22 protein-coding genes and 2 pseudogenes are annotated in these 25,318 nt (G+C 59.8%); 8 read left to right on the top strand and 16 right to left on the bottom strand.

What is annotated here, in order from left to right:
• Positions 1-167: 167 nt before the first annotated feature.
• Together ltrA and YUU_RS0141840 are read right to left on the bottom strand one after the other, a co-directional pair.
• The gene (gene ltrA / locus YUU_RS0141850; RefSeq protein ID WP_051389937.1) at positions 168-1,499 is read right to left on the bottom strand and encodes a group II intron reverse transcriptase/maturase; all 1,332 of its coding nucleotides are present in this window, start codon (positions 1,497-1,499) and stop codon (positions 168-170) included.
• Between the two features lie 1,785 nt (positions 1,500-3,284).
• Positions 3,285-4,136, bottom strand: a complete 852-nt coding sequence (locus YUU_RS0141840; protein WP_245288278.1) for a hypothetical protein — start codon at positions 4,134-4,136, stop codon at positions 3,285-3,287.
• Positions 4,137-4,524: 388 nt separating this feature from the next.
• Here YUU_RS0141840 and YUU_RS0141835 point away from each other — a divergent pair, with 388 nt between their 5' ends.
• Together YUU_RS0141835 and YUU_RS0141830 are read left to right on the top strand one after the other, a co-directional pair.
• Entirely contained in the window at positions 4,525-5,505 is a 981-nt protein-coding gene (locus YUU_RS0141835; protein WP_027527555.1) for a catalase family peroxidase, read from the top strand.
• 492 nt (positions 5,506-5,997) lie between these two features.
• Positions 5,998-6,438: a lipocalin-like domain-containing protein gene (locus YUU_RS0141830; RefSeq protein ID WP_027527554.1), complete on the top strand. Its 441-nt coding sequence runs from the start codon at positions 5,998-6,000 to the stop codon at positions 6,436-6,438.
• A 193-nt stretch (positions 6,439-6,631) separates the two neighbouring features.
• On the opposite strand, the gene YUU_RS0141825 is transcribed toward YUU_RS0141830, so the two are convergent.
• A complete protein-coding gene (locus tag YUU_RS0141825) occupies positions 6,632-7,726 on the bottom strand; it encodes an ABC transporter substrate-binding protein (RefSeq protein ID WP_027527553.1) in 1,095 nt (364 codons plus the stop codon).
• Between the two features lie 946 nt (positions 7,727-8,672).
• On the opposite strand from YUU_RS0141825, the gene YUU_RS0141820 reads away from it, so the two are divergent.
• Positions 8,673-8,840, top strand: a complete 168-nt coding sequence (locus YUU_RS0141820; protein WP_156944832.1) for a hypothetical protein — start codon at positions 8,673-8,675, stop codon at positions 8,838-8,840.
• A gap of 58 nt (positions 8,841-8,898) precedes the next feature.
• On the opposite strand, the gene YUU_RS60655 is transcribed toward YUU_RS0141820, so the two are convergent.
• Positions 8,899-9,126 (bottom strand): hypothetical protein, encoded by a 228-nt coding sequence (locus YUU_RS60655; protein ID WP_198031937.1) that lies wholly within the window; start codon positions 9,124-9,126, stop codon positions 8,899-8,901.
• A 55-nt stretch (positions 9,127-9,181) separates the two neighbouring features.
• Between YUU_RS60655 and YUU_RS60650 the strand changes: the two genes are divergently transcribed.
• The 3 genes from YUU_RS60650 (at position 9,182) to YUU_RS55575 (ending at position 10,419) form a co-directional block, all read left to right on the top strand.
• Complete coding sequence (locus YUU_RS60650) at positions 9,182-9,595, top strand: hypothetical protein (RefSeq protein ID WP_027527550.1); 414 nt, start codon at positions 9,182-9,184, stop codon at positions 9,593-9,595.
• A 5-nt stretch (positions 9,596-9,600) separates the two neighbouring features.
• The gene (locus YUU_RS0141805) at positions 9,601-9,807 is read left to right on the top strand and encodes a hypothetical protein (protein WP_027527549.1); all 207 of its coding nucleotides are present in this window, start codon (positions 9,601-9,603) and stop codon (positions 9,805-9,807) included.
• Positions 9,808-10,005: 198 nt separating this feature from the next.
• Positions 10,006-10,419, top strand: a complete 414-nt coding sequence (locus YUU_RS55575) for a hypothetical protein (protein WP_027527548.1) — start codon at positions 10,006-10,008, stop codon at positions 10,417-10,419.
• Between the two features lie 303 nt (positions 10,420-10,722).
• On the opposite strand, the gene YUU_RS61950 is transcribed toward YUU_RS55575, so the two are convergent.
• The 3 genes from YUU_RS61950 to YUU_RS0141785 all read right to left on the bottom strand — a co-directional run bounded on the left by YUU_RS61950 (position 10,723) and on the right by YUU_RS0141785 (position 12,952).
• Positions 10,723-11,559 (bottom strand): CBS domain-containing protein, encoded by an 837-nt coding sequence (locus tag YUU_RS61950; RefSeq protein ID WP_245288277.1) that lies wholly within the window; start codon positions 11,557-11,559, stop codon positions 10,723-10,725.
• A gap of 79 nt (positions 11,560-11,638) precedes the next feature.
• On the bottom strand, positions 11,639-11,932 hold the full coding sequence (locus tag YUU_RS59585; RefSeq protein WP_156944830.1) for a hypothetical protein: 294 nt from the start codon (positions 11,930-11,932) through the stop codon (positions 11,639-11,641).
• Between the two features lie 246 nt (positions 11,933-12,178).
• Entirely contained in the window at positions 12,179-12,952 is a 774-nt protein-coding gene (locus YUU_RS0141785) for a DUF2189 domain-containing protein (protein ID WP_027527547.1), read from the bottom strand.
• 649 nt (positions 12,953-13,601) lie between these two features.
• Between YUU_RS0141785 and YUU_RS0141780 the strand changes: the two genes are divergently transcribed.
• Entirely contained in the window at positions 13,602-13,994 is a 393-nt protein-coding gene (locus tag YUU_RS0141780; protein ID WP_027527546.1) for a hypothetical protein, read from the top strand.
• Positions 13,995-14,635: 641 nt separating this feature from the next.
• Here YUU_RS0141780 and YUU_RS62525 read toward each other — a convergent pair.
• The 5 genes and pseudogenes from YUU_RS62525 to YUU_RS59570 form a co-directional block, all read right to left on the bottom strand.
• On the bottom strand, positions 14,636-14,998 hold the full coding sequence (locus YUU_RS62525) for an SDR family oxidoreductase (RefSeq protein WP_256375338.1): 363 nt from the start codon (positions 14,996-14,998) through the stop codon (positions 14,636-14,638).
• A 43-nt stretch (positions 14,999-15,041) separates the two neighbouring features.
• Positions 15,042-15,383, bottom strand: a pseudogene (locus YUU_RS62520) (SDR family NAD(P)-dependent oxidoreductase); the annotation flags it as partial.
• 79 nt (positions 15,384-15,462) lie between these two features.
• On the bottom strand, positions 15,463-16,263 hold the full coding sequence (locus tag YUU_RS0141770; protein WP_051390195.1) for a phytochelatin synthase family protein: 801 nt from the start codon (positions 16,261-16,263) through the stop codon (positions 15,463-15,465).
• 144 nt (positions 16,264-16,407) lie between these two features.
• Complete coding sequence (locus YUU_RS59575) at positions 16,408-17,388, bottom strand: tetratricopeptide repeat protein (protein WP_156944828.1); 981 nt, start codon at positions 17,386-17,388, stop codon at positions 16,408-16,410.
• Entirely contained in the window at positions 17,376-17,840 is a 465-nt protein-coding gene (locus YUU_RS59570; RefSeq protein ID WP_210164194.1) for a winged helix-turn-helix domain-containing protein, read from the bottom strand. Before YUU_RS59570 ends, YUU_RS59575 begins: the two co-directional genes overlap by 13 nt.
• 221 nt (positions 17,841-18,061) lie before the next feature.
• Here YUU_RS59570 and YUU_RS0141760 point away from each other — a divergent pair, with 221 nt between their 5' ends.
• On the top strand, positions 18,062-18,508 hold the full coding sequence (locus tag YUU_RS0141760; protein ID WP_035664820.1) for a cupin domain-containing protein: 447 nt from the start codon (positions 18,062-18,064) through the stop codon (positions 18,506-18,508).
• Between the two features lie 218 nt (positions 18,509-18,726).
• Here the strand turns inward: YUU_RS0141760 and YUU_RS0141755 are convergent, their stop codons facing one another.
• From YUU_RS0141755 to YUU_RS60920, 4 genes and pseudogenes are all read right to left on the bottom strand, one after another.
• Entirely contained in the window at positions 18,727-22,095 is a 3,369-nt protein-coding gene (locus YUU_RS0141755; RefSeq protein ID WP_027527543.1) for an AAA family ATPase, read from the bottom strand.
• Between the two features lie 1,239 nt (positions 22,096-23,334).
• Complete coding sequence (locus tag YUU_RS0141745; RefSeq protein ID WP_027527541.1) at positions 23,335-24,078, bottom strand: MBL fold metallo-hydrolase; 744 nt, start codon at positions 24,076-24,078, stop codon at positions 23,335-23,337.
• Between the two features lie 298 nt (positions 24,079-24,376).
• Entirely contained in the window at positions 24,377-24,967 is a 591-nt protein-coding gene (locus YUU_RS53790) for a GNAT family N-acetyltransferase (protein WP_371260582.1), read from the bottom strand.
• A 158-nt stretch (positions 24,968-25,125) separates the two neighbouring features.
• A pseudogene (locus tag YUU_RS60920) lies at positions 25,126-25,318 on the bottom strand (RNA-directed DNA polymerase); the annotation flags it as partial.

The following is a 25,318-nucleotide window of genomic DNA, read 5'->3' as shown; positions in this document are numbered from 1 at the left end:
GCGAAGGGTAGAGTCGAGATGTGGCGCGGTGGCGGTAGGCTGAACATATCTGTTGGCCGCCTCTTTCGTCTGGCGGTGCCTTAGTAGTTCACCCTTGGCTCCGTTTCCACATCCCGCTCATCGAACCGGACAGGCAGATTTCCCGCATCCGGCTCTCGGACAAGACTTCAAGCCTTCGCCCACGGCATGTCGCGCCCAAGCGCGGTTAGGCGTACGAGCCCGAAGTACCCGTATAGGTGCGAGAGTGGATAGGTTCCGCCCCTGCGTCGCCTGACCTTGTGCTTGAAGCGCAACCACCGGCGCAACCGCGCAGCCGCGTAATTGTCGAGCGCCCGATACGCTTTGGTGACGGTGCCTACATTGAAGTAGTTCGCCCATCCGCGCAGCGTGCGGTTCAACTGGCCTACGAGCTCCGTGGTCTCTTGCCAAGTTCCTGATCGGGCGGTGAGCGCGTGAATGCTTTCGATCACGCGTTTGATGCTCTTGCGCGATGGCCGGTAGCCCAGGCGCGCCTGGCCGGTTTTCGCTGAGTACATCCGCCCGAACGTGTAGCCCAGGAAGTCGAACTCTCCTTCCGGTACCTTGCAGATTCGTGTCTTCTCCTCGTTGACCATCAGCTTCAGCCTTCCCATGATCATGCGCAGTTGTCGCAAGGCCTCTTCAGCTTTGCCCCGCCTGCACAGGATTACGAGATCGTCGGCATAGGTCACGATGCGAGAGCCAAGGCTTCGCTCCAGCCCGAGCATCTTCCATCCCAGCACAAACCGGCGCATGTACAGGTTCGCCAGCAGTGGTGAGATGGGTGAGCCTTGCGGGATGCCTCGCCGCTTGTCCCGTGCCTCGGTCGTCCGTTTCTTCCTTCCTCGATCGTCGGTTTCTTCCACGGGACATTCCAGCCACATCTTGATCAGATGCAGCACGCGCCGATCAACAATTCGGCGCGCTACCGACTTGAGAAGTTCGGCATGCGGAATGCTTCCGAAGTAGTCCGCGAGGTCGGCATCCACGACTTCCGGATGGCCACGGAACAGCTGCGCTTCCACCTCGACCACCGCCTGCTGGGCGTTTCGCCCGGTGCGGTAGGCATATTGCTCTGGTGGAAGATCGGCTTCAAAGATCGGCTGAAGCACCAGCATCGCTGCTGTCATGCAGACCCGATCACGCACGGTCGAGATGCCCAATGGCCTGAGTTTGCCATTGGCCTTCGGTATATACACTCTTCTGATAGGGTCCGGTCGATACGTCTCCTGCCTGAGCGCAAGCGCCAGTTCGCCAAGCCACCGCTGCACCCCGTACGCCTCGAGCTCCGCGAAGTCCTGCCCATCTACACCCGGTGCGCCCTTGTTGGAGCGGCATTGAGCATAGGCATGGGCCAAGATGTCTTCCCGGCTGATCTTGTCGTACAGAGCGTAAAAGCGGTAGCCGGCTTCTGCCTTCGCTTTCGCGTGTAACGCCGTCTGCAGTTTCTGAACACTCTTTGGAGTTGTTAGGTTGCCCAATCCCCAGGTCCCTCACCACGTCTTGCGTTCGTCTTGAACTGAGGTCCCTTCCCTCCGCCGGCGTTACCCGGCTTCAGCGGTACTACAAACCTCTCCGCCACCTCAAGGCGCCCGGCCTGTCCCTCGCGGGCGTCCGGTTGATCATCCCTGACCACGCCTTGGGGCCTCCCGTGTTGCGTACGCTTTCCTGGTGTACATGCCGTCGCCACTACCCCGGCACAGCGACTGGAGGTATTGCTTCGCTCACGTCGCCCCAGTCGTGTCAGCCTTCCCTGATATGGCCGTCAGGTCGGCCCGTGCATCGTCCTTTTCGAGGCTTGCTCAGCGTTCACTCGCGTTACGGCCTGCACACTCGCGCTGTCACCGTATATCGTGACAGCTATCCGAAGGCTTCAGCCACTTCGTCACCTCCATAGCTGCTCCGGTTGCTTCCGGCTGGAGCGTTTCGCCGGGTGGGACTTGCACCCACTGGAAAGCGCCGCCTTCTCACGGCGCACGCCACCAGCAGACATCCGCAATCGCACAATAGAAAGTCCGCCATCGCGGCGGCCCTTCTTTATGTCCCGCAGTCCCCGCCGAACCTGCCCCAACGCGGCGGGGGTTTGTCTGCGTCGGTACCGGGTTCGCGATTGGTGGTGATAGCGCCTATCTCTACCTCTTGCCCGGCAAACCTATCGAGCTACCGCCAGCGGTCGCGCGTCGCGGTGCAGTGTAAAACCGCGCCCGACGCGGCCAGAGTGCGCGAGCCGGAGCGATGCAGGTGTACTGCAAGCGAAGATCGCGAACTGATCGACCAATCCACCGAGATTCCGGATCACAAAGTCTTGCAGTGCAGGAAATCCTCCCGGCGCTCAAAATGGGTGGTGGCACACAATTGGAGATTCCCATGCGGGAGCAGATCTTTCCGGTCGTGGTTGCCGTCGGCCTTATCATCGCGCCTACGATCGCGCTGGCACGCGCCTCAAGCCCGGCAACGCCATTGAGGCCGGTAGCATTGAGCTCTTACAAAGCTATGCCAACGATCTCGGCACACCTAACTAGACACGCACCCACAGACGTATCGTCCCGGCGCAGATTCGGTGGACGATAGCGGCGCGAACTTTACACAGCGCGCACCCGGCCGCCTGAAATTATTCGACGCCACCGAATGCGCGCCCAGACGGGCGGTCGGTTTCGCGGATTTCCGCAGAAGCGACCATCTACGATCTGGCTGACGCGACTGTTTCCGGTCGTCAAATTGCTGCGCGTCTGGTCAAGCACGACTGCGACCATCCGCTTTGGCCCATCTTCCGGACTAGCTCGAACGTCTCCATACGTTCGAGAAGAGCCACTTGCAGACGTCGTCCGGTGTTGCAAATTCTGATAGAATCGACTGGTCCCTTAATTGGGAGGCTCAAATGACAGTCCGAACTTTGTTATTAGCGGTTTGCCTTCTGCTTTGCGGTGAACTCCCGGCTATCTCCAGAGCCGGTGGCGGAAAGGATGATCCTTGGAACCCGCAACATATAAGCACTCTGCCCGCTGAGGTTCGACAATACATCGCGGGAATCTGCAAGAGGCCGCCTCGTGCCCAGCATGACTTTGCGACCTATTCTCCGCATGAGAAGCGCTGGCGAATAAACCTCGAATATCTGCAATGCGATGGCCCACCATCGGAGTATCGGCGAGGAAACCAATGTCTGGACGTCGACTTCGTTGCTGAAGGCTCGCACTTTCGGCTTGCTAACAAGCAGTATAGAGAGTGCGGAATCTAAGTTCGAATAGCCCTGTGGCTAGCGATCAAATCTAAAAGTTGACGTTGAAGCGAAGCTTCGCCTGTTGGCGCTCGAAATGGGTGAGGTCGAGCGAACCGCCGCCTGCGGTGCGGCCGGCGATCTGCGCATTCCAGGCGCCCGACAGCGCCATGCCGCGAGTAATCTGGAGATAGAAGGTCGGACCGGCGAAGAGTGCCTGCCCGGAAAACACGTCCAGGCCGAGGCCGTCATAGGCGCGCAGATAGCGGACCTCTCCGCCGAGGAACAAGGTGGGCGTTACCCGCGCCGAGACGGCCGATGAGATGCCTATCCTCGAATCGTGGCCCCAGTTTCCGGGGATCGGGAGGCGTGTCGCCTGAGCATCGAACAGCGCGTTCAGTGCGCCGAACAGGCGGTTGTCGATCAATTCCTTGTCGGCGACGATGGTGAAGGTACCACCATAGCTGGTGAGGGTGTCGCCGCTCGTCGCGTCCACCCGGCCCCAGCGTGGTTCTGCGATCAGCGTCAGCCCGAATGGACCGTGGTGGCGATCCATCAGCATGTAGCGGGCCTCAAGCGAGAAGCCCAGCAGGGTCGCGAGCTGACGATCCTCCAGGTCCGGCACGCCGGATATCTGGAAATAGGCCAGCGCGGCGTTTGCCGACACCCGGAAATTATCGAAGGGCACCACTTTCAGCGAATCATTCTGTGTCACTGCCGCGTACGAACCTGCCGACTTGCCAAAGCGGCCGATCGTCTCGGTTTCGGCTTCGCGCTCCCCCGCCTTGCCGATATCGGCTCCCTCAGTGAATCCGAAGAGGTGTTCGCTGTCGACATCAGACGCGCGTATGGGGGCGTTTGTAATGAACAACGTCAGCGCGGCGATAAATAGTCGCGTCTCCAAGCGAGGTCTCACGGAGCAATATGATCGTAAAAACATAGCGATGACTGAGTTGGGCCGCATGACGCCCTTCAATACCCGAAACCATGTGGTTTAGACAGCATGTTCGGCATGACCGCATTGGGTCATGAGCGTGACCCTTCGCGATAGACGCGGCCTCTCGATTTCCGCTATCGCCCGAGAGCGACCGGGGACGTGTGGCGTTGCAATACTTCGCGAAGGGCCACAGCCAACGTGCGCTATACCTATTCCATCGCCTCGCCGGCGCGCCCGGTCAATGAGAGCAGCAGCGCAATGCGCTCGCGCTGACTGACTCATACCGAGACTGAACTCGCCCATAGGTCAGCTTTTTTGGTGCTATACTGCTTGTGCCTTACAAAGGAGGCCCCCCATGACAAACCGCACAGTCGTTGCTGCGCTAGTTGGGTTGGGTTTGGCGTTGCCCGCCGTTGCACTGGCGCAAGACCAGCCCCTCGAGAAGCAGCTCGTCAATGCAATGAACAAGGTATTCGGGGTACATCCCGAATTCCGTGCCAATCATGCTAAAGGCATCGTGGTCGAGGGTAGTTTCAAAGCAACTCCGGAAGCCGCAGGGCTAAGCCGAGCGGCCCTTTTCAACGGCGGCACGATCCCCGTGACGGTGCGCTTCTCAGACTCCACGGGGGTACCGAACCTGCCGGATGGGTCCGAAGACGCCAACCCGCACGGGATGGCAGTCAAGTTCCATCTGCCGGACGGCAGCGACACTGATATTGTGATCAATTCCCTCAAGTTTTTCCCTGTGTCTACAGGCGAAGAGTTTCGCGACCTGCTATTGGCGCTGTCGGAGAGCCCGCCGAATGCTACGAAGCCGACGAAATTCGAACAGTTTGCGGCGAGCCATCCCTCGGTTCCTGCCGCCTTCAGCACCGTAGCCACGCCAGACAGCTTCGCCGACGAAGAATACTTCGGCATTGATGCGTTCGTTTTCGTCAACAAAGCGGGTGAGAGGAAGGCAGTCCGTTATCAGATGCTGCCTGAGAACGTCGTTCATCTGGATAAGTCTGACGCGGCGAAACGAGCACCGGACTTCTTGATGGAAGAGTTGCCAGAACGTCTGAAGCGAGGACCGGTGACGTTTCACTACAAGGTACAACTCGCTGCGGCGGACGATTCCACGAAAGATCCGGCGAAACCCTGGCCCGACAATCGTAAGGTGGTAGAGCTTGGAGTGCTGACGATCGACAGGGCAGCGGCGAACAGTGTCGAGGCCCAGAAAAAATTACTGCTTCTACCGGGACAGCTCACCGATGGAATCGAGCAGTCCGATGATCCGCTGATCAACATCCGCGATGCCGCATATGCTGTTTCGTTCTCGCGGCGCAATCCTTGACCATCGGGGTATGGCCGTGGTCAGAACCCTGGAAGTAACATCGCCACGTTCGCGTTCGGGGTACCCGTTCTGTGTCTGTCCTCTCCAGTGCAGGATCGATCTTCATCAAGAACTAATGTTCGCCTGAGCAAACCAATCGACTGCTCTGAGTCAAAATGCGAAGAACTCAGTGTGAGCAGATCTACTCCGCTTTACCCCCGTGTCCGGACCTCGACGAGGCGCGCGGCCACTTCGCTGATGGGCCACAAGGAGACAAGTTGCGTTCGTTGCACTGCCTTTGTACCGCCGCGCGCTGAGCTGCACGTTCCGCTACAAATTCGCGGCGCGATAGCAATGCTCACTGGTCACCGCTAGGTGCTTCGCCACAGTTATGAGGCGCGAAGTGAGATGGTTACCTTGAGACACCGGGCAGCTTCCTGAGTACGATAGCCGCGATGTCGAAGCGCAGAACGCTAACCCTTGAGGCGTGTTCAAGCGTAATGGAGACACCCTATGACATTGCCAAGAGACACACGCAACTCGCTCGTCGGGACATGGCAACTAGTCTCGGTGAAATTTGAGCTAACTGACACCGGTGAAAGCATGGACATGTATGGCCCCGAACCTTTGGGCTACTTAATCCTTACGCCAGAAGGGCGCTTAATGGTAATCGAGACAGTACGCGACCGTCAGCTACCGCAAAACGATGTCGACGATGCCGCTCTCTTCAAGAGCATGCTGGCGTATTCCGGCCACTGCCGCGTCCTGGATGACAATCGTTTCGTTACCAATGTCGACGTCGCCTGGCATCCTGCATGGATGAACACGGAGCAGACACGCGCCTTTGAGATCGACAGCGATTTGCTTTCGGTTTCGACCGTCGGCATGGTCCATCCGAATTTTCCCGGCCGTAGCGGCCAAGCTGTCGTGCGGTGGCGGCGAGTGTCGGAGTAGAGGTATGGGCAAAATCGCGCGTCGTACGCCGCACCAGTCTGAACTTCCGGTTTGGGTCATTCGCGACTGAGCCGGGCAGTGCTCGCTACCAATCGATGTCCGCTCCGGTCCCGATAGCGCCCGCATTTGTGCAGAAGCAGCAAATGACGCGAGGGGCCACTTTCGGACTCATGCATCGCGGCGAAGGTGAACTCTATTCGACGACCTCGTCGGCGACTGCCAGCAACGTGGAAGGCACGGTAATGCCGAGCGCTTTGGCGGTCTTAAGATTGATGACAAGGGTGAACTTCGTCGCCTGCTCAATCGGAAGATCGCCGGGCCTTGCGCCGTGCAATATTTTTCCGGCATAGATACCAGCATGACGCACAGCGTCGAGTGTGTCGGTCGAATAGCTCATCAGAAGTCCGGCTTGTGCGAATTGCGGATAAGGTGCGGCACTCGGCTTTCCGGAGGCCGCAAGGGCACTTACGAGGCGTGGAAGATCAGCGCCCATCAGAGGCTCGCCCGAGATGTAGAACGCGCTCACGTCATCACGAAGCCCCGCTGCGACGGCGCTGTCCAGATCGTCAAGAGTTTTGATTTCGTAGTGAACGAGCTCGAACCCCATCTGGAGGGATACCTTTTGCAGGGCATCTTTCTCCTGCATAGCCAACACCCCGTGGGCGGGCACCGGCTCTATCATACCGAGTCGTTTCAAACTAGGGACAAGCTCCTTGAAGAACCCGATCCGCTTTTGGGTCACCGTTTCTTCGCCACCGACTGCGCTCATTACGATTCCGGTGACCATCCCGCCCGGGTGTGCATAGCTTTGAACGATGCCTAGCGCGATGACGTCGGCAGCAATGTTGCAAAAAACGAGCGGCAGCTCTGGAAAAGATCGACGAAACTCGTGAAACACTTCGCACTGACGTGCGATTTCCGCCGGGGTCGCTTGTCCCCGGTACGAGCCGTCCCTGCACAATACCGAGTCGACCAACCCATAGAGGGAGCTCGATACGACGATCACGCGCGCATCGCTCGCGCCCAATTCCCTGGCGAACCGAGGATAGCGATCCAAGTCCCCTTCTGCGGACCGCACGGCAAGGGAATAGTTCTTCCCTTCGATGAAACCCTCCTCCTGAAGGCTTTTCCGAAGCACGGCAATTCTATCTTTTGCGACTGAGGTCTCCAACTTTTGGACCAGCAAAAACCCCACCAACGGCATGTCCGTTTTCTTCTGGGCATAGCCCCGTCGAGGAATACTCAACGCGGCCGCGCCGATCAGTCCGAGAAAATCACGCCGCTGCATGCTCACCTCCAAGGATCAGAACGCGGCAGTTACCTGTCGGAGCTTATCATCGGGAAGTCGTCCAACGACCATTCGGACTGAAATATTCTCCGAGCCGAATGTCCGACATGGGTCACTTTCGACCGGGTCTGCGAGCAACACCTGCCGTTCGATGTCCGCTTTGCCCCAAAAGCAGGCGGTGCAGGCTCTGACAAAACCTGCCGGTGCTTTATCATAACCCGGCCTACGCGGCATCCTCCGGCGGGCGATCAGAGGCCGCGAATACTTGGCGCGCGCCGCTCTTAGAACTGATCCCGCACGCGGGCGAACGCCGGATGCTTCCGGTTCTTGACCTTCACCCAATGACCGCACCGGCCGCCGCGGTAGGCGCGCCCGCGATGCTTCGAGACCAGGCCCTGCGAATTTCAGTGGATCGACGACATCGGGTGGACATCCTCCTGCCTGGTTGCCTCATTCCTGAAGAAAGTTAAGGGCCGCTCTGATCGGCTGCCAACGCGCCAGGCGACCGCGTTCGGGCTGGCCGGAAAATCAGGTCTCGATGGCGTCGGCTTCTAAATTCCGCAACCCATCACGATGCGCCACCGAGACCTTATTGAGTGCTCATGAGGAGTAGTTGCCCCACCCTCTACTCATCGCTATGTCGTAGATGGCGTCGCCATACGGTTGTCTCGCTCCGGCGCTGACCAACTCCAATTCGTTATCGCTCAGGGGCCTGTCGCTCAGGGGCTTGAGTTCTCGATCCTGGTCTGAGGTTTGACTGCTGTTAGGGGATTTCAACATTTGCTACTCCATTATGTCCGGCGAGCCATTTCTCGCCAACGGGCAGCGTAGCAATCTAGAAATTCCCGAACGGTGAGGTGGATCACAGCCATTGCCGTCGTCCTTCGTCAGATTTTCGACCCCTCGGCGCCGCACTAGGCGGGGCTGCGAAAACAAGGAGACGGCCATGACTGACTATAAGGTAGACGCGCTTGCCCCACGCGAGCTTACGATCGACGAGATCGATAACGTCGCCGGCGGAGCCACATTCGCCCCGCCGCACGGCGACACGAACCCTCCGCCTCTGCCGATCCAGTGGGATAATCTGAAGGCAGCTCCGCCGGTGCTCTACTGATTTGAGCGAAAGGCTTGCCGGAACCGCGGTAGCGGCCAGCGGTTTCGGCGGGGCCGCGCTATGGCTCCACGATGATCCGAATGGACTTGCGCAGCCCGGCGACCTCCTGCGCCTTCTCCAACGCCATCGGGTAGGTCATGATCTGATCGAGGGCGAAGGTGTGGTCCTTGGCCGTGACGGACTCCGACACCAGGATGAAGCGCCAGAAGCGCTTTCCTTGGGGCTTGTGGCCGTGCTCGCGCTCGTAGCGCGCGGTGTAGACCTCGACCGCGTCCATCTGTTGCAAATAGCTTATCGCGCGCCGCTACACCACCCGGACGCCCGCGGCCAGCGAGCATGAGGTGTCGCCCGATATCGTCATCGCGGCGGCCGAGCTGATCGCCGCCTATATCGCGGCGGGCGAGCCGGAGATCAGCCGCGCCGACTTGGCGCGGGCGATCAGGGATGGCCGGCGCGTGCTCCGATATCTCGAAACCTGCGGCCACATCGAGCGCGTCGATTGCGACATGTTCCCGGCCGATCGGGATGCGGGCCGGCGACCTGTTTTGACGCGCCGGCGCGCATTCTTCGATGCGCTCGAAGATCTTCCTGCCTTCTTCCCGATATCCTGCCGCCGTTTCGCTCATGAAGGCAATCGCATCATGCACCTGGGCCGTCAGGGCCTCGCATTTTCGGGCAGCGTCGATCAACTCGGATCCCATCGCCTCCATCTCTTTTGCGGCCGGGAGCGGCTCTACGTGTCGCCGCAGGAGTAAGCGCAATGCCCCGTGACGGATCCGGCATTTATCATCGTCCCGTCGGCACCGACGCGGTGCCCGACACCACGATCGAGAGCAGTAAGTACAATAACAACGTCGCCGACGTTGAGACCGACCTCAACACGCCGCGCCCGATCGTGGCCGGCGGCACCGGCGCCACCACGGCGGACGGCGCGCTGACCGCGATGGGCGGCGAGAAGGCAAAATAAGCCAGTACAATGGTCGTTTACCCGATGTGTCCACCATTGTGTCCCGATCTGCCGGGCCTCGGGAGAACCTCGGCATGACCTTAATCACGAGTGAAGCGCCCCGGGATTGAAGCAGGAGTGCCGCGATCCGGCCCAACGGCCGTCGAAATCAGCGCCAACCGTTCGAGAATGGGCTAAGGGCTAACAGGAGCGCTGGCAATGAAAGCGTTCGTTGGGTTGGCCGTCGTCACGGCCGGATTGATTGTCGCGATCCCCGTCGCAAATGCAAAGACATTGGATACCGGAAAGTCGCCGCACCACGCGGCGTCTCATTCCAACAGGCCCCATAAATTCGGAGTGGCGCTGCAGACCATGTTTCGGCACCTGCTGAGGCCACAGGCCCCGATCCGGCACGTCGCCAGGCACAGCATCCCGTTGGGCTCACCACACAAGCCCACGGAAGTCGCCGCTGGCCCGATCGAGCCCGCGGCCGTGTCCCAGGCAAAAATGGCTGACGCGGCAAGCGGCCCTCCGAGCGAGAGCACCGGCATCGTCGGCGACGCAAACCCGCCAACGCCGCAGATCCTGCCGACCCAGGACATGCCTGCCGTGCAGGGGCTGGAGCTGGAGTAGCTCCTCCGCCTACCCTCTCTCCTTGCGGCGCTTCGAGAAGTTCGCATAGACGTCGCGATGATGCGCGAACGGCCGGGGATGGCGGCCCTTCGCAGGTGATGCTGGTTGCTATAGACATCGCAGATGACGGCGAAGTTTGCACATAATGCGCCGCGTCGCTTCTTCCCTGTTTGCTCGATAATCTCCTGCGCAGGCTGCAAATTAGCAGAAGACAACAACAATTTAGCACGAAGCAACAAGAACGGGCCGAGACCTAACCGCTACCCCGAGGCTCAAACAATGAGACCGTCACGTCAAAAAGAGTTAGAGAAAATCGCATTGGAGCGGGTTCATGCTGCTGCCGATGACGTCAAGCAGCGATGGAGAACGCATTCCGGGCGGATGACAGCCAACTCTTCGGATAGCGTCGTTGGGGTGCTTACGATTACGGGAGGACCCAACGACTTCGGCTGGACACCGAAGGGGTGGAACATGCAACGGCGCTAGTTCGAAAGTGGAGAAGCCGCGCCGACTAAAGCGGAATTGCGTGAGTGGCGGCTGGAAAATATGTCGATGGAAGGCTCGTACACAGCCTGAGATGAAAACCACCTTTCGCGTGGCGACGGCTAGACCACCTCGGCGAGCGGTTTTCAATCGTAGAAGAACTAGGCCTGCCGCAGGATCGCGGACGGGGCGACGGCACCGCGGTTCGTCTGTCAGCCCCCCGGGGCCGTCCTTCATGATGTAGCCCATCAGGTCGTCCACGTTGTGCTCCAAATCCCGGATGATGTTCTTGACGACGTCTCCGATCGAGATCACGCCCACGACCTTGCCCGCGTCTAGCACTGGCAGATGGCGAAAACCGCGCGCAGCCATCATTGCCATGCAGCCTTCCAGCCGATCGTCCGGCTTGACCGTCACCGGGTTGCCCGTCATCACTTTGCCCACCGGGGTCTGCTTCGCATCGAGCCCGGGCAGCAGCACTTTGATGGCGCAGTCACCCTGGGTCACGATACCGACCAGCACGTCGTCGTCGATGACCAGCACCGACCGGACCTGGTTGTCGCGCATCTGGCGCAAGGCTTCGACGACCATGTCGCCGGAACGAACATGGATCAGGGCGCCACTCTTCTGGGCCAGAGCGTTTTTTACAATGCTCATCGATCTCCTGTCGTGGGCCCTGTTTCTGCCCGCCTTGAAGGTTAGTCGAAATATCTCGCGTTGTCAGCACCGCGCCGGGCTACGCCATCGAGGCGGTGAAAATCCCGCTGTCGGGATCGGTAGCAGGCTTCGCTGGCGACATCGCCTGCAGCACCTTCACACTTCCAGCTCGAAGCCGCTGCCCTTCCGTTTCGATGGATGTGCCACGTCTATTTCCCTCACCGAGGCAGCAGGTCTTGTTTCGGGATCGGGCTGTAACACCAACCCGTAAACCCCAGTCAGGCACCTCGGCGAAATGGAAGTAATCAAGCGGTTCGGCGACAACGCCCGCAACGTTTCTGGCCCCGTCGCCGGTGCTGACAGAAGGCGCCATGATCACATATGCCCCAAAATGGATTGGCGTCCATGAGAGGTCTGCTCGGGGTCAAAATGCGAAGAACTCAGAGTGAGCAATCTCGTCCGCTACTCCACCATGCAGCCCTCGACGGTAAGTGCGGACCCTTCTCAGAAGGGCCAATACTGTCATTCAGGCTAGTCGCCGGGCCGCGGCGCACATCACCCACGACCGCATCATCCCATTGGCTTTCGGCAAGGAAGGCGGCTGGATTGCGGGACGGACTTACGGAAGCGGCTCCACGATCCGCCGATACAGGTGCCAGGTGGTGTGGCCCAGCACCGGTAGCGTCACCAGAAGTCCGAGGAAATAGGGCAGCGCCGAGACGATCAGCAGTATGACGATGACGGCGGCCCAGCCGATCATCGGCAATGGACTCGTCACCACGACGCGGACGCTCGTGACCATCGCGGTGACGAAATCAACCTCACGGTCGAGCAACAACGGAAACGACACTACCGTCAGCGAAAACAGGATCAGCGACAGCACAGCGCCATCGAGAGTGCCGATGGCGAGAAACAAGAGCCCTGCATTGGTAGTCAGCACGACCCTGAGAAATTCGCTGAGGCTCGCAAACGACACATTTGGGCCCAAGAGAAGTGAAATCAAAAGCCACACTTGGTACATCCAAACCACGAACACGAACAGCGTGACCAAGGCCATCCAGCCGATTTCGCTGTGCGATCTTATCGTTGACCAGATGGCGCCAAAGGACACGGGCTCACCGGCCTCGCGGCGCCGGCTCACTTCATAGAGTCCAATGCCGACGAACGGCCCTATCAGTGCGAATCCGGCAGTAAGAGGATAGGCCAGATAGGCGATCCCGAACGCGGTCAGGCTGAGCAGGATCAGGATGCCGCCGGCGGCATAGAGCGCACCGAACGTCAGTCCGTAAAGCGGCAGCGCCTGGAAATCGCGCAAGCCCTTGCCCAAAGCTTCCGCGAGATCGGCGGCCACGAGCGGGCGCACCACCGGATCGACCTTTCCTGAAATGGACATGGCTCCCTCCGATTTGCATCTCTAAATTGGCGCAGGACTCTGGCGGCCCGTGTCAATGTTGAGTTATCGCATAGTCCGCAGGCGGCGCACAGATGCTGCGCTTTGGCTCGCCGCTCTTCGGGGAGAGGTAAGAGAGAGGTCTTGTAAAGTGGAATGACGGAAACCCCGAGTGACCGCCTCGGCTGAAAGAGTTTTGAGATCCTTATTCCATAAACGTCTCGTTCCGCGAATGCGTCCTGATGACCGCTGTGGATCACTCGCGTCATTTTTGGGCCGCTCGACCGATGTCTGCTTATCCCCTAACAGCGGCGGAATAGCAGAAATCCCACAACCACCGCCTGGGGCCAAAACCGGCAATGCGCTCAAAGTTCCCTTGTGGCCCTTCTGCGAAGTGTCCGCGCGCATCATCGAGGTCCGGATAGTGGCGCACAGCGGACGACTTGGACTTAGTGCCCGCGGTTGCCGTTGAACGTGGTCCAGATGCCTGCGAAGGCGAGCGGGACCGATCCTCGTTCAGGGTGAACCGGACAGTGTCGCCGGATGTCATCCGTAAATGCCCTTAAGCAATCCGCCTGAATTTCAGAATGGTGGCGGCTCGACTATCCTTGTAACCAAAAGCGGAACTGGCAATTGAATAGCGGAGCGATTCATGCGCGCGCTTTGCCCGGCTTTTTTAGCAGTAACGGCATTGTTTGCGACGTCGCACTCGGCGCTGGCCGAGAGCATATGGTTGGAAACCGGACGCCTCAACGTGTCGGAAATTAAGGTGCTCTGCGACCGGGTCAGCGACGTTCGGTTGTTGGGGCGCATGCAGATGATCACTTCCGGCGACGACCGTTGGCGGCGGCTATCACGACAGGAATTAGTTATCGAGGCCACTGCCATGGGGGTGGCCCCGCTCGATCCCAGCCGCTGCTACGTCATCGCGCACGCGGGCTCGGTCGCGGAAGGAGAGCGTCGCGCCTTCGAGGTTCGCGACTTTATCTCCGACAACGAACGGACTTCGATTTTCGTTATTGGTCGAGCTTACGACGCGCCATAACGCGCGATGCATCCCGATAGTCGTTGACCGATCTGAATACGAGATATTGCCATGACGCTCCACGCCAGTCGGATGGAGAAATTCATCTTCAGTTGTCCGACGACCGACCTTCTCGTCCAACTCTGGCTGAACGATAATGAGGAAGAAGGACGGCGTGAAAATAGATACGAACCGATAAGCTGCCCGGCCTGCGTCAGGCTGCACTTCCTCAATCGAAAGTCGGGCAAGCTGTTGGGTCACGATTGCGACGCTCCCGTGAACCGAAGCTAGCTTCCCATGTGCATTGTCCGCTCATGCTGAGAATCGGAAGCCTTGCACAAAAGTTTTCCCTCCCCCCTCGGCCAAAAAGAGCTTGGTCAGATCTTGCTGCTTGGAAGCGCTTAAGCTAACGGCGCCGGTGCTTGCGAGGACCGCTATGGGTCATGAGCGTCGCCCTCTGCAATAAACGTCGGCCTATCGATTTCCGCTATGCCCCGTTAGCGACCGAGGATGCGTGGCGGTGCAATATGTCACGAAGGGATTAGATCTCGCATTCCAGAAAGAAAACATTCGACGATCAACTTGCCGCCGTCCGATGAAGAATTGCCCAGTATACCGATTCAAGCGAGCCGACTGCTGCGCGCCCGCCGTGCGGTGGCTAATTAATACATCACGTCTCCGCCGTTGGGAGACAGGGTCGCGCCGACATAAAATCCGCCGTCCGGACCGGCCAGCAACAGCGCTGTCGCGGCGATTTCCTCCGGCCGGCCGAAGCGGCCTACCGGCAGCGCATCGATGAAGGCCTGACGATCCTCGGGTGTCATGGTCGCGATATGATCAGTGACGATCGGGCCCGGCGCGATGGCATTGACGCGAACGCCTTTCGGCGTCGCTTCCCAGGCCAGCGCGCGAGTGAACCCTATGATCGCAGCCTTGGCGGCGGAGTATGGCGCCGAATTCACCGCACCCTTCAATCCGCGCTGCGAGGCGACGTTGATGATGCAGCCCTGCCCACGTGCCACCATCGCCGGGTAGACCGCCTGTGCCATGAAGAACAATGCCCTTCAGGTGCACGGAGAGGATCCGGTCGAATTCCTCCTCGGTATAAGCTTCGAATGGCTTGCGAATGTTCATACCTGCATTGTTGAATAGGATGTCGATCGGCCCGAACTCTAGCGCCGCCTGGCCGGCGAAGGCCCGCCCGGACGCAACATCGGCGACATCGACCGAGCGGTGCATGGCGCGCCTGCCCAGCGCGCGGATCTCGGTGGCGGTTTCGCCGGCCTTGGCATCATCGTTCAAATGGCAAAAGGCAACGTCCGCGCCCTCTGCGGCGAACGCGAGCGCCGTGGCGCGGCCGATCCCGCGCGAGCCGCCAGTGATCAGAGCGATTTTTCCCGCGAGCTTCATGCTGTTCTCCGATGCTATAGGCGTGCCGCCACTTCGCTGATGGGCCAATCGGGGAAGCTTCCGTGCTAAGTGGAGACGCCTAAGGGGTCTCAACGAGAATATATCCGCGGTTCTCAACCGTATCGAACGTGCGCATACCCTTAACGAGGGTCGCAGCTGGCATCCACACCCAGCCAGCGCTCGCGGGGTTGACGTCAAGGACAAGGAACGAGTCGGATTCAGCGTCGTATGCGCCGAGCGGCGAGATGTGGCCGGGGCCCTGTTGTCCTACAGCCTTGCGCTGGTAGGCGACGATCACATAATCACCCCGCCGCTTGAGGTTTTCAACCAAATCAGTCCGAATATCCTGCTCAGGCTTGCTGTCATCAACGATGACAAGCCGGGTCGTAAGACCATTCGCCCTTAGCATCTCATCGAGCTGACGAACCTGATATCCGAAATCCTGAATCTGTTTTCCATTGATCGTCATCGGTTCGCCGAGAATTTGCGCGCGTGTCTTCTGGCCTTTGGTGATCACGTTGTCCTGTGTGAAGCGAGGGACGGAGGGATCGTAGCCGCTCGGAATGTATTTAAGGTCTTCTGAGTGTAATCGGCTCCGGTCCCGCGGCAGATCAGGGCTCCGACCTCGAACGGCGTTGAGCACAATTGCGGCAGACGCGGGTCCACAGAACGCTCCGTTGGACTCGGCTTCGAACTGATTGGCGAGGGCCGGAAAGTCCACCTTGGCAGTTGAGCGAGCCAGTCGCGCAAGCCCGTCGTCCGACGAGAATGGCACAAGATCCTGAGAAATGGTCGCTGGTGCGTTGTCTAGCGCAAATGCCGCGGGAAGTTGCACAGTCGTCAGCAAAAGCGCGAGTGCAATTCGAGCGAGAAATGACATGGTGAGCTCCTATTTCATGCAAGCCCGACGCAATCTAATCTAACGGGTCACGAGTCGGATACGGCAAGAATGTTGCCGAGATTTTGCGCGCAGTGAGTGCCCTAGTTGGGTCACAAGGCGACATTGGCGTTCGCGCTAGACGCTCTAGGCTTTCGCCGTTTGAAGGGCGCGGGTCATCTGCTCTCTCCATGCCGGGTTGTGGGCCTTGAGTGGTGCCAGTACGTCGTCTGATGGGCTCGTAACGCCAGCAATCTGTTGCGCACAGCGTCGGGCTTCGCCCCACTTTCCAAGCGCAGCATGGCAGCAGACGAGAACTTCCAGACTGGTTGGCCAGTTCGGCCGTATTTGCAGCGCGCGTGTTGCCACCTCGAGACCTGCTTCCGCGTGGCCGGAAAAAAGGCGTGCCAGCGCAAGTGCATTGAACCAGAAGAAACCTTGAGGGTCGTGCGGGCTCAGCCGCAAGCCGTATTCAAGCGGCGAAATTGCTTCAGATGCACGTCCGCTGAACAAAACCGCCATTCCGAGGACCAGATGGCCCAACGCAAAGCTGGGGCTGATTTCAATCGCCTTTCGGGCGGCACTGATCGACTGCTCGAACTGGTCCGCATACGCACTAACGATCGCGAGCGAGTAGTGTGCGTAAGGATTTCGTTCGTCCAGTTGAACCGCCTTCAGCGCCGCTTCCGTGCCCTCCCGCAAATCGGCAGCGCGATTGTCCGACCAGCCATAAGCAACCAGGCCGGCATTGACCCGACCGAGCCAGAGATGCCCCTCCGGAAGCTCGGGATCGAGCTCGGCGGCTTGTCGAAATAGTTCTCGGGCTTTTCGGTGGTTCTCGCGGGTGACTTGATGAAAATGCCACGTCCCCCGCCGCACTATGTCCCAGGCTGTTATATTGCCTGTATGTCGAGCCGCCGCCTGCGCGCCCTCCGTTTTCAGCAGCTCCGGTTCGATAGCGCCTGCTACGCGCTCGGCAATTTCGTCCTGAATAGCGAACACGTCGTTCAATTCGAGGTCATAGCGTTCGGCCCAGATATGCTTTCCTGATCTGGCGTCGACGAGCTGCGCAGAAATTCGCATCTTCTGGCCGGAGTTGCGCACACTTCCTTCGATCAAATACTCCACGCCGAGCTCTTGCGCGATCTGTTTGCGTCAAGGAGTTTGTGCTTGTAAGCAAAGCTGGAATTGCGGGCGATTACGAAAAGCCAGCGAAACCGCGTCAGGGCGGTAATGATATCTTCGGTGATACCATCGGCGAGATATTCCTGTTCTCTTTCGCCACTCAAGTTGACGAACGGCAGAACGGCGATCCACGGTCGATGCTCAGCCGGCAACGTCGTCGCCTTGGCGATGCTTTCCATCGGCTCTTTTGCCTGAAGCCCGACAAAGCGATAGCCGACCCGTGGAACCGTGGTGATCCAATCTCCGCCTTCTGAGATCGGCCCGAGTTGCTTTCGCAGCGCCGCGATTTGAACGGAAAGATTGCTTTCTTCGATCGCGGCGTCGCCCCAGGCCGCCTGCATCAACTCGTTTTTCGTCAGCACTTGGCCAGGTGAGCCAAGCAGCGCCTCAAGCAACCGAAGACCCCTGCTGCTGACGGCTACTGGCCGGCCCTCGCGTAGAAGCCTTCCTCGCTGCTTATCGAGCACAAACGGGCCGAAGGTGAAGTCCGTGGACATGACCAAAGACCGATGGATTTTGCAAGTTTTCGGAACATTTCGGGCTTGCGTTCAAGACTTTTGGGCCACCGCTGGCAGAATTTATACGCCCCAATCCCTTCACTAAACAGGAGGTTTCGATGACGATTCTTGAAGCCACCAGGAGCAAAACCGGGTCGATCGCTGCACCGCATAAGGCATCGGTCATCAAAGGCGCCGCCGGCTACCGCGCAGAACAAGGTAGCGATTACGAGCCCGGCGTAAGTGCAGAAACCGTCGGCTCAAACTCGCTCTGGCTCGGGAAAATCACTCTGCCAGCCGGGAAACGAACCCGGGCACACGTGCACGAGCATCACGAAACCGCGCTCTACATGCTCACCGGCGATGAAATGGAATTGTGGACCGGCGATCAACTTCAGTATCGCGACATTGTGCGACCGGGGGATTATATTTTCGTTCCCGCAAACATGTTGCATGTTGCGGTGAACAGAAGTGCGCAACCTGCCGTCTTCATCGGCTGCCGCAACGAAGCCACGGCTCAGGAAAGTGTGGTCCTGCGACCTGAGATGAATTGCAAGGTCCCGTAGCAAGCTCCGGTGATTAACCCCGCCGGATCAGCTCCGGCGGGCCGCTGCGCGATAGCCAATCGACCGCCGAGCTCGGCTTGGGGTCACGAGCGTCGCCCTCTGCAACAGACGTCGGCCGATGATTTCCGCTGTGCCCCGTTAGCGACCGACGATGCGTGGCGTGCAATATGTCGCGAAGGGCCCATAACCGGAAGTCGCCGGTCATTTCGATGGACTGATCACAAGAGCTTGTCGAGCAACGCCTTCGCCTCTTGTAAATCGCGCGTGTTGAAGCCTTCGGTGAACCAACCATAGACCGGAGCGAGAAGATCGTGGGCTTCGGTGCATTTGCCCTGGGCGCGCCAAAGCCGGGCGAGACCAGTGGCGGCGCGCAGCTCAAGCGATTTCGCAGTTTGGCTCCGGGCGAGCTTGATTCCATCCTTCAGCCAGACTTCCGCTTCGATCCTCTCGCCCCTTGCCGCATAGTACGCGCCTCTCAGTCTGTGCAACTCCGCCTGATAGAACAATTGCGCGGTCGCCGCGGCGGTCTCGCTAGCACGGTCGAGCGCGTCGAACGCGGCGTCGAACTGGCCAGCGGCCGCATGAGCTTCCGCAGTGAAACAGTGCCACATGGGATCGTAAAGTCGGGCGCCGGTCCCATGCCAGCAGGCAAAGCCCGCGTGAACCTGCGCGATCCCTTCCTCATGTTGGCCGAGGTGGGCGAGCGCCACGCCCCGGCAGATCGTCCCTAAAGCAAGTCGCGCAGAAAGGCCATGCTCGCGCGCGACGGTGATCGCTGCTTCAGCTTGCCGTCGTGCCGCCTGAAACTCCTGTCGCCACTGGCGTACGATTGCGGAAAAGGTTAGGGCCAGCGCATGGAAGCTTGGTGTCGCACGAGCTTCGCTGAGCGCCAGCCCCGCCTCGAGCGTCGCCACAGCGCGCTCGGGGAAGCCGAGAAGCCACTGGATACAAGAGAGATGAAGGCGGCCAATGACGCCGGGGGAATCCGCATAGAGCGAGATGTAGGCACGGCGGTTTCCCGAAGCCGCCGCTTCGTCAAATGAAATGGCTTGATCGAGCTGTTCACGCGCCTCGCTGAAGCGGCCGAGGAAGAATCGCGTGGAGCCCAAACTGCGGTGGGCAAGAGCGCGTTGCAGCGATCGCCCCTGATCCTGTGCGAGCACAGCTAGCTGTTCGGCGAGATCGCCAGCCCTGAGGAGTTCGCCACGGGTGAAATAGCAATTCCACAACCCGCGCAGACCCGGAAACAGCTCGATTGAGCGGCCGAGCCGCTCGCACAACTCCCGCGCCCGGAGATAGGTCCGCTCGACCTCCGGAGCGGCGTAGCCCTTAGTTGCGGTCAGCGGACCACCAATCGCCATTTGAAGCGCGAATTCTGTCTCTACACGTTGGGGCGTATCGGGCAGGGTCTCGACGAGTTTCAGCCCATTGCTGAGATGCGCGATCGCCTCGATATTTGCGGAACGCTCGCTCGCGCGCTCGCCACCGCGGAGCCAGTACCGAATCGCCCGCTCGACCATCTTTGCTTCCGCGAAGTGATGAGCCAACAGCTCGGGCCGCGTTTCCACTATTTCCGGAAAGTGACCCTCCATCGCAGTTGCGATTTGGGCGTGCAGCGACCGACGTGGGCCGCGCAGCAGAGTGCCGTAGGCGGCGTCCTGCACCAACGCGTGTTTGAATAAGAAGGTCGCCTGCGGTGGCGTGCCTCGGCTGAAGACGAGCCCGGCATCGCTAAGCCGCCCGAGTGACCTCTTCACCGCCTCTTCGTTCTTGTGCGCAACGAGGACTAGCAGCTCATAGGAGAACTCCCGGCCAATTGCGGCACCGATCTGTGCTATCTCTTTCGCGGTCGTCCCGATCCTGTCGAGCCGAGCCATCAGCGACGCATGCAAGCTCGCGGGGACTGCCCGCGCCGGCGAGGGAACCGCCACCGCAATCTGCATCGCTTCCAGCTTTCCCCCGGCCTCCAACACCGCTTTTGTCATCTCCTCGACGAACAAGGGGATGCCGTCGGTGCGTTCGATGATGTCCGTTCTAATGTCCGCCGGCAGCGGCTTGTTACCGACGACGCGCTCGATCAGGGTGTTGACGTCACGATGTCCCAGCCGGTTGAGGGTAAGGGTTGTGACGTGCGGCTGTCCGATCCATGGCGCCTCGAAGTCCGGCCGAAACGTCACGATCAATAGCACGCGAAGGCTCGCGATCTGATCCACCGTGCGGCCAAACGCTTCCAGGCTCGTGGGGTCGGCCCAGTGTACGTCCTCCAAGATCATCAGCACGGGGCTGGAGCGCGCCAGGGTTTCCAATTGCAGGCTGAGTGCCCCCAGCGTCTTCTGTCGGCGCTGTTCGGGATTAAGGTCCAGAGCGGGGTAGCGTCCGTCGTTGGGAAGCGACAACATCGCCCCTAACAGCGCCGCGTCCTGCCGGGACGTCGAGGAATGCCCCAGGAGCGCATCGAGCTTGTCGAGCTTTGCTTGCGGCGTGTCGCCGTGCGCAAATCCTGCGGCACGCTCAAACTGCCTGATGAGCGGAAAGAAAGCGCTGTCGGTGTGCTGGGGCGAACAGAAATAACGCAGCCGCGTGTGGGGTTCGGTCGCGAGGGCCTCTATCAGCGCGGCGGAGAGCCTGGATTTGCCGATCCCGGCCTCACCGGACAGCAGCACCACTTGGCCTTCCCCAGTCTTGGCTCTCGCCCAGCGTCGTAACAACAATCCAAGCTCTTCTTCTCGTCCGACCAGTTCAGTCATGCCGCCGGCGTGCATCGCCTCGAACCGCCCCTCGGCCGAACTTGCCCCCTGTACCGCGAAAGCCCTTACCGGCTCAGCGATCCCCTTCAACTCCCTTGGCCCGAGATCCTGTAGCTCGAAGAGATTGCCAAGGAGGCTGCGCGTGGCCTCTGCAATGACGGTCGAGTTCGGCTCGGCGATGCCTTGAAGGCGTGCCGCAAGGTTCGGCGTCTCGCCTACGATTGCTTGCTCCTGAGAAGCGCCTGACCCGATCAGGTCGCCGACAACAACTAAGCCCGTTGCGATGCCGACACGCGTCTGTAGAGGGACATGGGTCTTCAGTTGGCCGACAGCCGTCACTAACTCCAGCCCTGCGCGGACAGCCCGCTCCGCATCGTCTTCATGCGCCTCTGGATACCCGAAGTAGACCAGCACCCCATCGCCCATGTACTTGGCTACGAAGCCCCCGAAACGGCCCACAGTTTCCGTAACGCACTTCTGATAGCCCGAGATGACCTCCCGGAGGTCCTCTGGGTCCATACGCGCCGACAGCGCCGTCGAACCGACCAAGTCGGATAACATCACCGTGACCTGACGACGTTCGGCGCGGTCTTCGGGAGAGACGCTCGGGGTTCTGGACGTATCCAACGGCCCACCGGAAGACCCCGGCGCGCCCGTGTAGGGGCGCAATGCCGCAATGGCATCGAGCAGCTTAAGACGATGCCCAAGTGCTGTGACGCCAAGCTCCTTCAGTGTCTCGTGCGTCAGGCTCGGAAGGACCGTCTCGTCTATCTCATTCTCGCGGAACGCAGCCTCATACCTCCCAAGGCCAAGTCTCCGCAGCCAACCTCCGACGTCCATGGCGGCGCCCGCGGTTCGCTTACAATCGCAATGATCCCTCAGGCGAGATAGCGTGTCTAGGGTGCTGTTTTTTGGATGACCGCTTCGGGTCTCCGCGCAGTTTTCGCTACCCATCGATGTCCGCTTCGGTCCCGATAGCGACCGCTTTTGAGCAGCCGCAGCAAATGACGCGAGGGGCCAGAATCGGACAATACAGGTCCATGCTGCTGCGTGTGTGCAGATGGCGTGATTCTGCTCAACCAAAAGCGGTTATGTGTCGATCTCGGCTCATGAAGATGAATGGAGCTCGATGAGATGTTTCGCATTTTATGGCACAGGTAACCCTTGCGCGCGGGTTTCGCCGAGCGCACTCTTGCGGAGCGTTTTCACGAGAACTTACGGAGGGTGCGACCATGCCACGGGTCAAGCAAGCTTCGAAGCAGAAACGCACAACCAAAGCCGCCACCGTGAAGGTGCTAGGTGCCGCCGGACTGGGTCTTTCGCTGGCGGGTAGTGCATCCGCATCCACGATGCCCGCTGCCGGTATCCCGCAATCTTACAATACCTCGCCAAATCAGCGCTTCTTTCTTGGCGAAGAGGAAATGGCCGACGTCAGTCTGGCCACGTTCCATCTCTTCGATAGAGAAGACTTTGGCAGCGGCGTGCAGCTAGCGCGCGGGTGCGGTGGTTGCGGGTGCGGCCATGGTGGCGGGGGATGTGGCGGCGGCCGAGGTTGTGGTGGTGGTGGTGGGTTTGTTGGCGGCCGAGGTTGCGGTGGTGGCGGGTTTGTTGGCGGCCGAGGTTGCGGTGGTGGTGGGTTTGTTGGCATCCGAGGTTGCGGTGGTGGTGGTGGGATTGTTGGCATCCGAGGTTGCGGTGGTGGCGGGTTCGTTGGCATCCGAGGTTGCGGTGGCTTCCGTGGTTGCCGTGGCTTCCGTGGTTGCGGTTGCGGCGGCTGCGGGTTCGACATCTGGTTCGATGACGACATCGGGTTCGATGGCTGGGGGTATGGTGGCTGGGGGTTCGGTGGTTGCGCGGGTTGCTGCGCGTCCTGGGGGGCGTGCCGCTTGTGCTAAGTCCCACCAAGGACTGCGATCAGCCTCTTGCTGGTCACGGGCTTAAGGTTGCCTTCGGGTCAATCGCGTCGGTGCTCGTTAAGGTCGCACGGCCGTCAATGTCCGCTTCGCGCCGAAAGCGACCAAAATACTGCGTCACCGCGAAATGACGCGAAGGGCCATGAACAGACATCGGGTGGTGGGGTTAACTCAACTTCCTATTCGCAAGCGCCGTGCGCAAGAGCACGTCATAGTGATCACCCAAAGCGCTTAGCGCTGTAGCCCCATCACCAGAAAACGACGAGCCATGCATGGTCGCCAGTACCTTCGGCTTAAGCGCCGCCAGGTTGCGAACCGTCGCGCCCGTGGTCGGGCCAAGACTGGTGTAATGGAATAAACTCTCCGCCGCAATTGACTGTTCGATAATGTCGCTCTCCGTGAGAGCTGGGCCGTTGCCAACGCGCGTAAATAGGTCTCCGCACAACAAGGTTCCTGTCGTTTCCTCAAACATAACGCCAGCATCCCAACCATGCGGCACGTGCGGCGTATCGATGTAGCGAAAGCGCTTGCCACCGATATCGATAACCTCGCCGTCAGAAAGCACGCGCGGCTCGCGATCAGCCATATCGCTGACAGAAACGCGACAGCCCACCATCCCGTGAGTAAGCTGAGCCGCAGGCGCAGCTGCCAACCATTCGTTCATCGATCCGCATTCATCCGCTTCGAAATGGCCGAAACCGAGCCAGCGTAGTCGCTCCACCGGCATGACCCGAGCAACCGCGGCGGAAATCAATGGAAACATTTTTCGCTTCCCGCAGTGAAACAGCAGCGGTTCGTCACCGGTGAATAGGAAATGATTGTACGTAAATCCGGCGGGCGGAGCGGCATCCGGCACAAAGATGGACAGGCGATATATACCTGCACCGATTTCATCGATCCTAGCTTCCATGACAAGCTCTCCCAAGAGTGGCCCTACGACCGGTTGATCGACCGTGAAGGATGGCTTGAGGCTACGAGGTGTTCCGCGCTTTGAAAAGCCGCGGCGATGAGGAGCGTCTGCTTCGGGTCATGAGCGTCGCCCTCCGCAATTGACGTCGGCCCGTCGATTTCCGCTATGCCCGTTACCGACCGAGGGTACGTGGCGGTGCAATATGTCGCGAGGGGCCACCTGCGGACGTAGTCAGTTTGAAGCGAAGGTTATGCCGATATATACCCCCTGTTGGAAGGAGAACCGGCCGCCATTCCGCTCAAGAAACCGTCCGCAACATTGGCGTCATGGTCGGCGAAGAACCGTGTTGTATCTCACCGATGATCCTGAAGCCGTGGCGCTCATAAAGGGAAATGTTTCGCGGATTCGAACTTTCAAGGTAGGCGGCGATGCCCTCCTCGTCACATCGTCGAAGAGCGTGTTTCATCAGCAATGTGCCGAGGCCTTGGCCGATCCAGTTCGGATCGGCGGCAATGAGGGGCAGATACCAATGTGGCTCGTGGGGATGATGTTCGGCCATTCCCTGGAGCAGGTGTGGAATATCGTCGGCGATCTCCGGGCGCAGGGACTGCGCCATGATTGCGCCCATGGCCGCTTCATCAGGCTCGACGCCGGGCGGCAGCCACAGGGCGGCCGCGCGAGCCCCTTCCGTGATGTAAGCCGTGCCATGCTCGAATGCCCGTCCGCCAAATGCGTTAACGAACTCAGGCATAATCCTGAGATATTCGGATGAGTCGGGCCAAACCCAACGGGCCATTGGATCGGCTGCAAAGCCGAGCACAATGGTGCTGATCGTGCTTGCCTGAATGTTCGCGCCCGCAGATTTGACTTCCGACTCAGCTGTCATCATGCCGTCTCCCAGTCGATGGCGTCGGCCAAATTTATCAGATGCCTGTTTCCAAACAGAGCAGAACGGCTGTACCAACGAGCCTTCGCGGCTGCGACCCAATGGTCGTGGTAGGGACGAGGATTGCTCCTCGCCCCCCACCCAGATCCCGGCGAGCGCTGCTAACGCACCGGGCTCCTCCCTCGGGTTTTGGCGTCGAAGCGGTGACAGGGCAGCGGGTGTAGTGTCTTGATTGGCGGAAAGAAGCGATCGACGAGGCGGATGAAGCGCTCCCAGGACAGATCAGCCTTCTGACTCCGACGCCGAAGCGTCGTAAGCCAGAGCCTTCGCACCTGATTGCAGAACCACCACATG

The sequence above is a fragment of the Bradyrhizobium sp. Ec3.3 genome (assembly GCF_000472925.1).
In the GTDB taxonomy this organism is placed as follows: Bacteria; Pseudomonadota; Alphaproteobacteria; order Rhizobiales; family Xanthobacteraceae; genus Bradyrhizobium.
The sequence above is the reverse complement of the archived record's forward strand: the minus strand, read 5'-3'. Positions and strand labels throughout refer to the sequence as shown.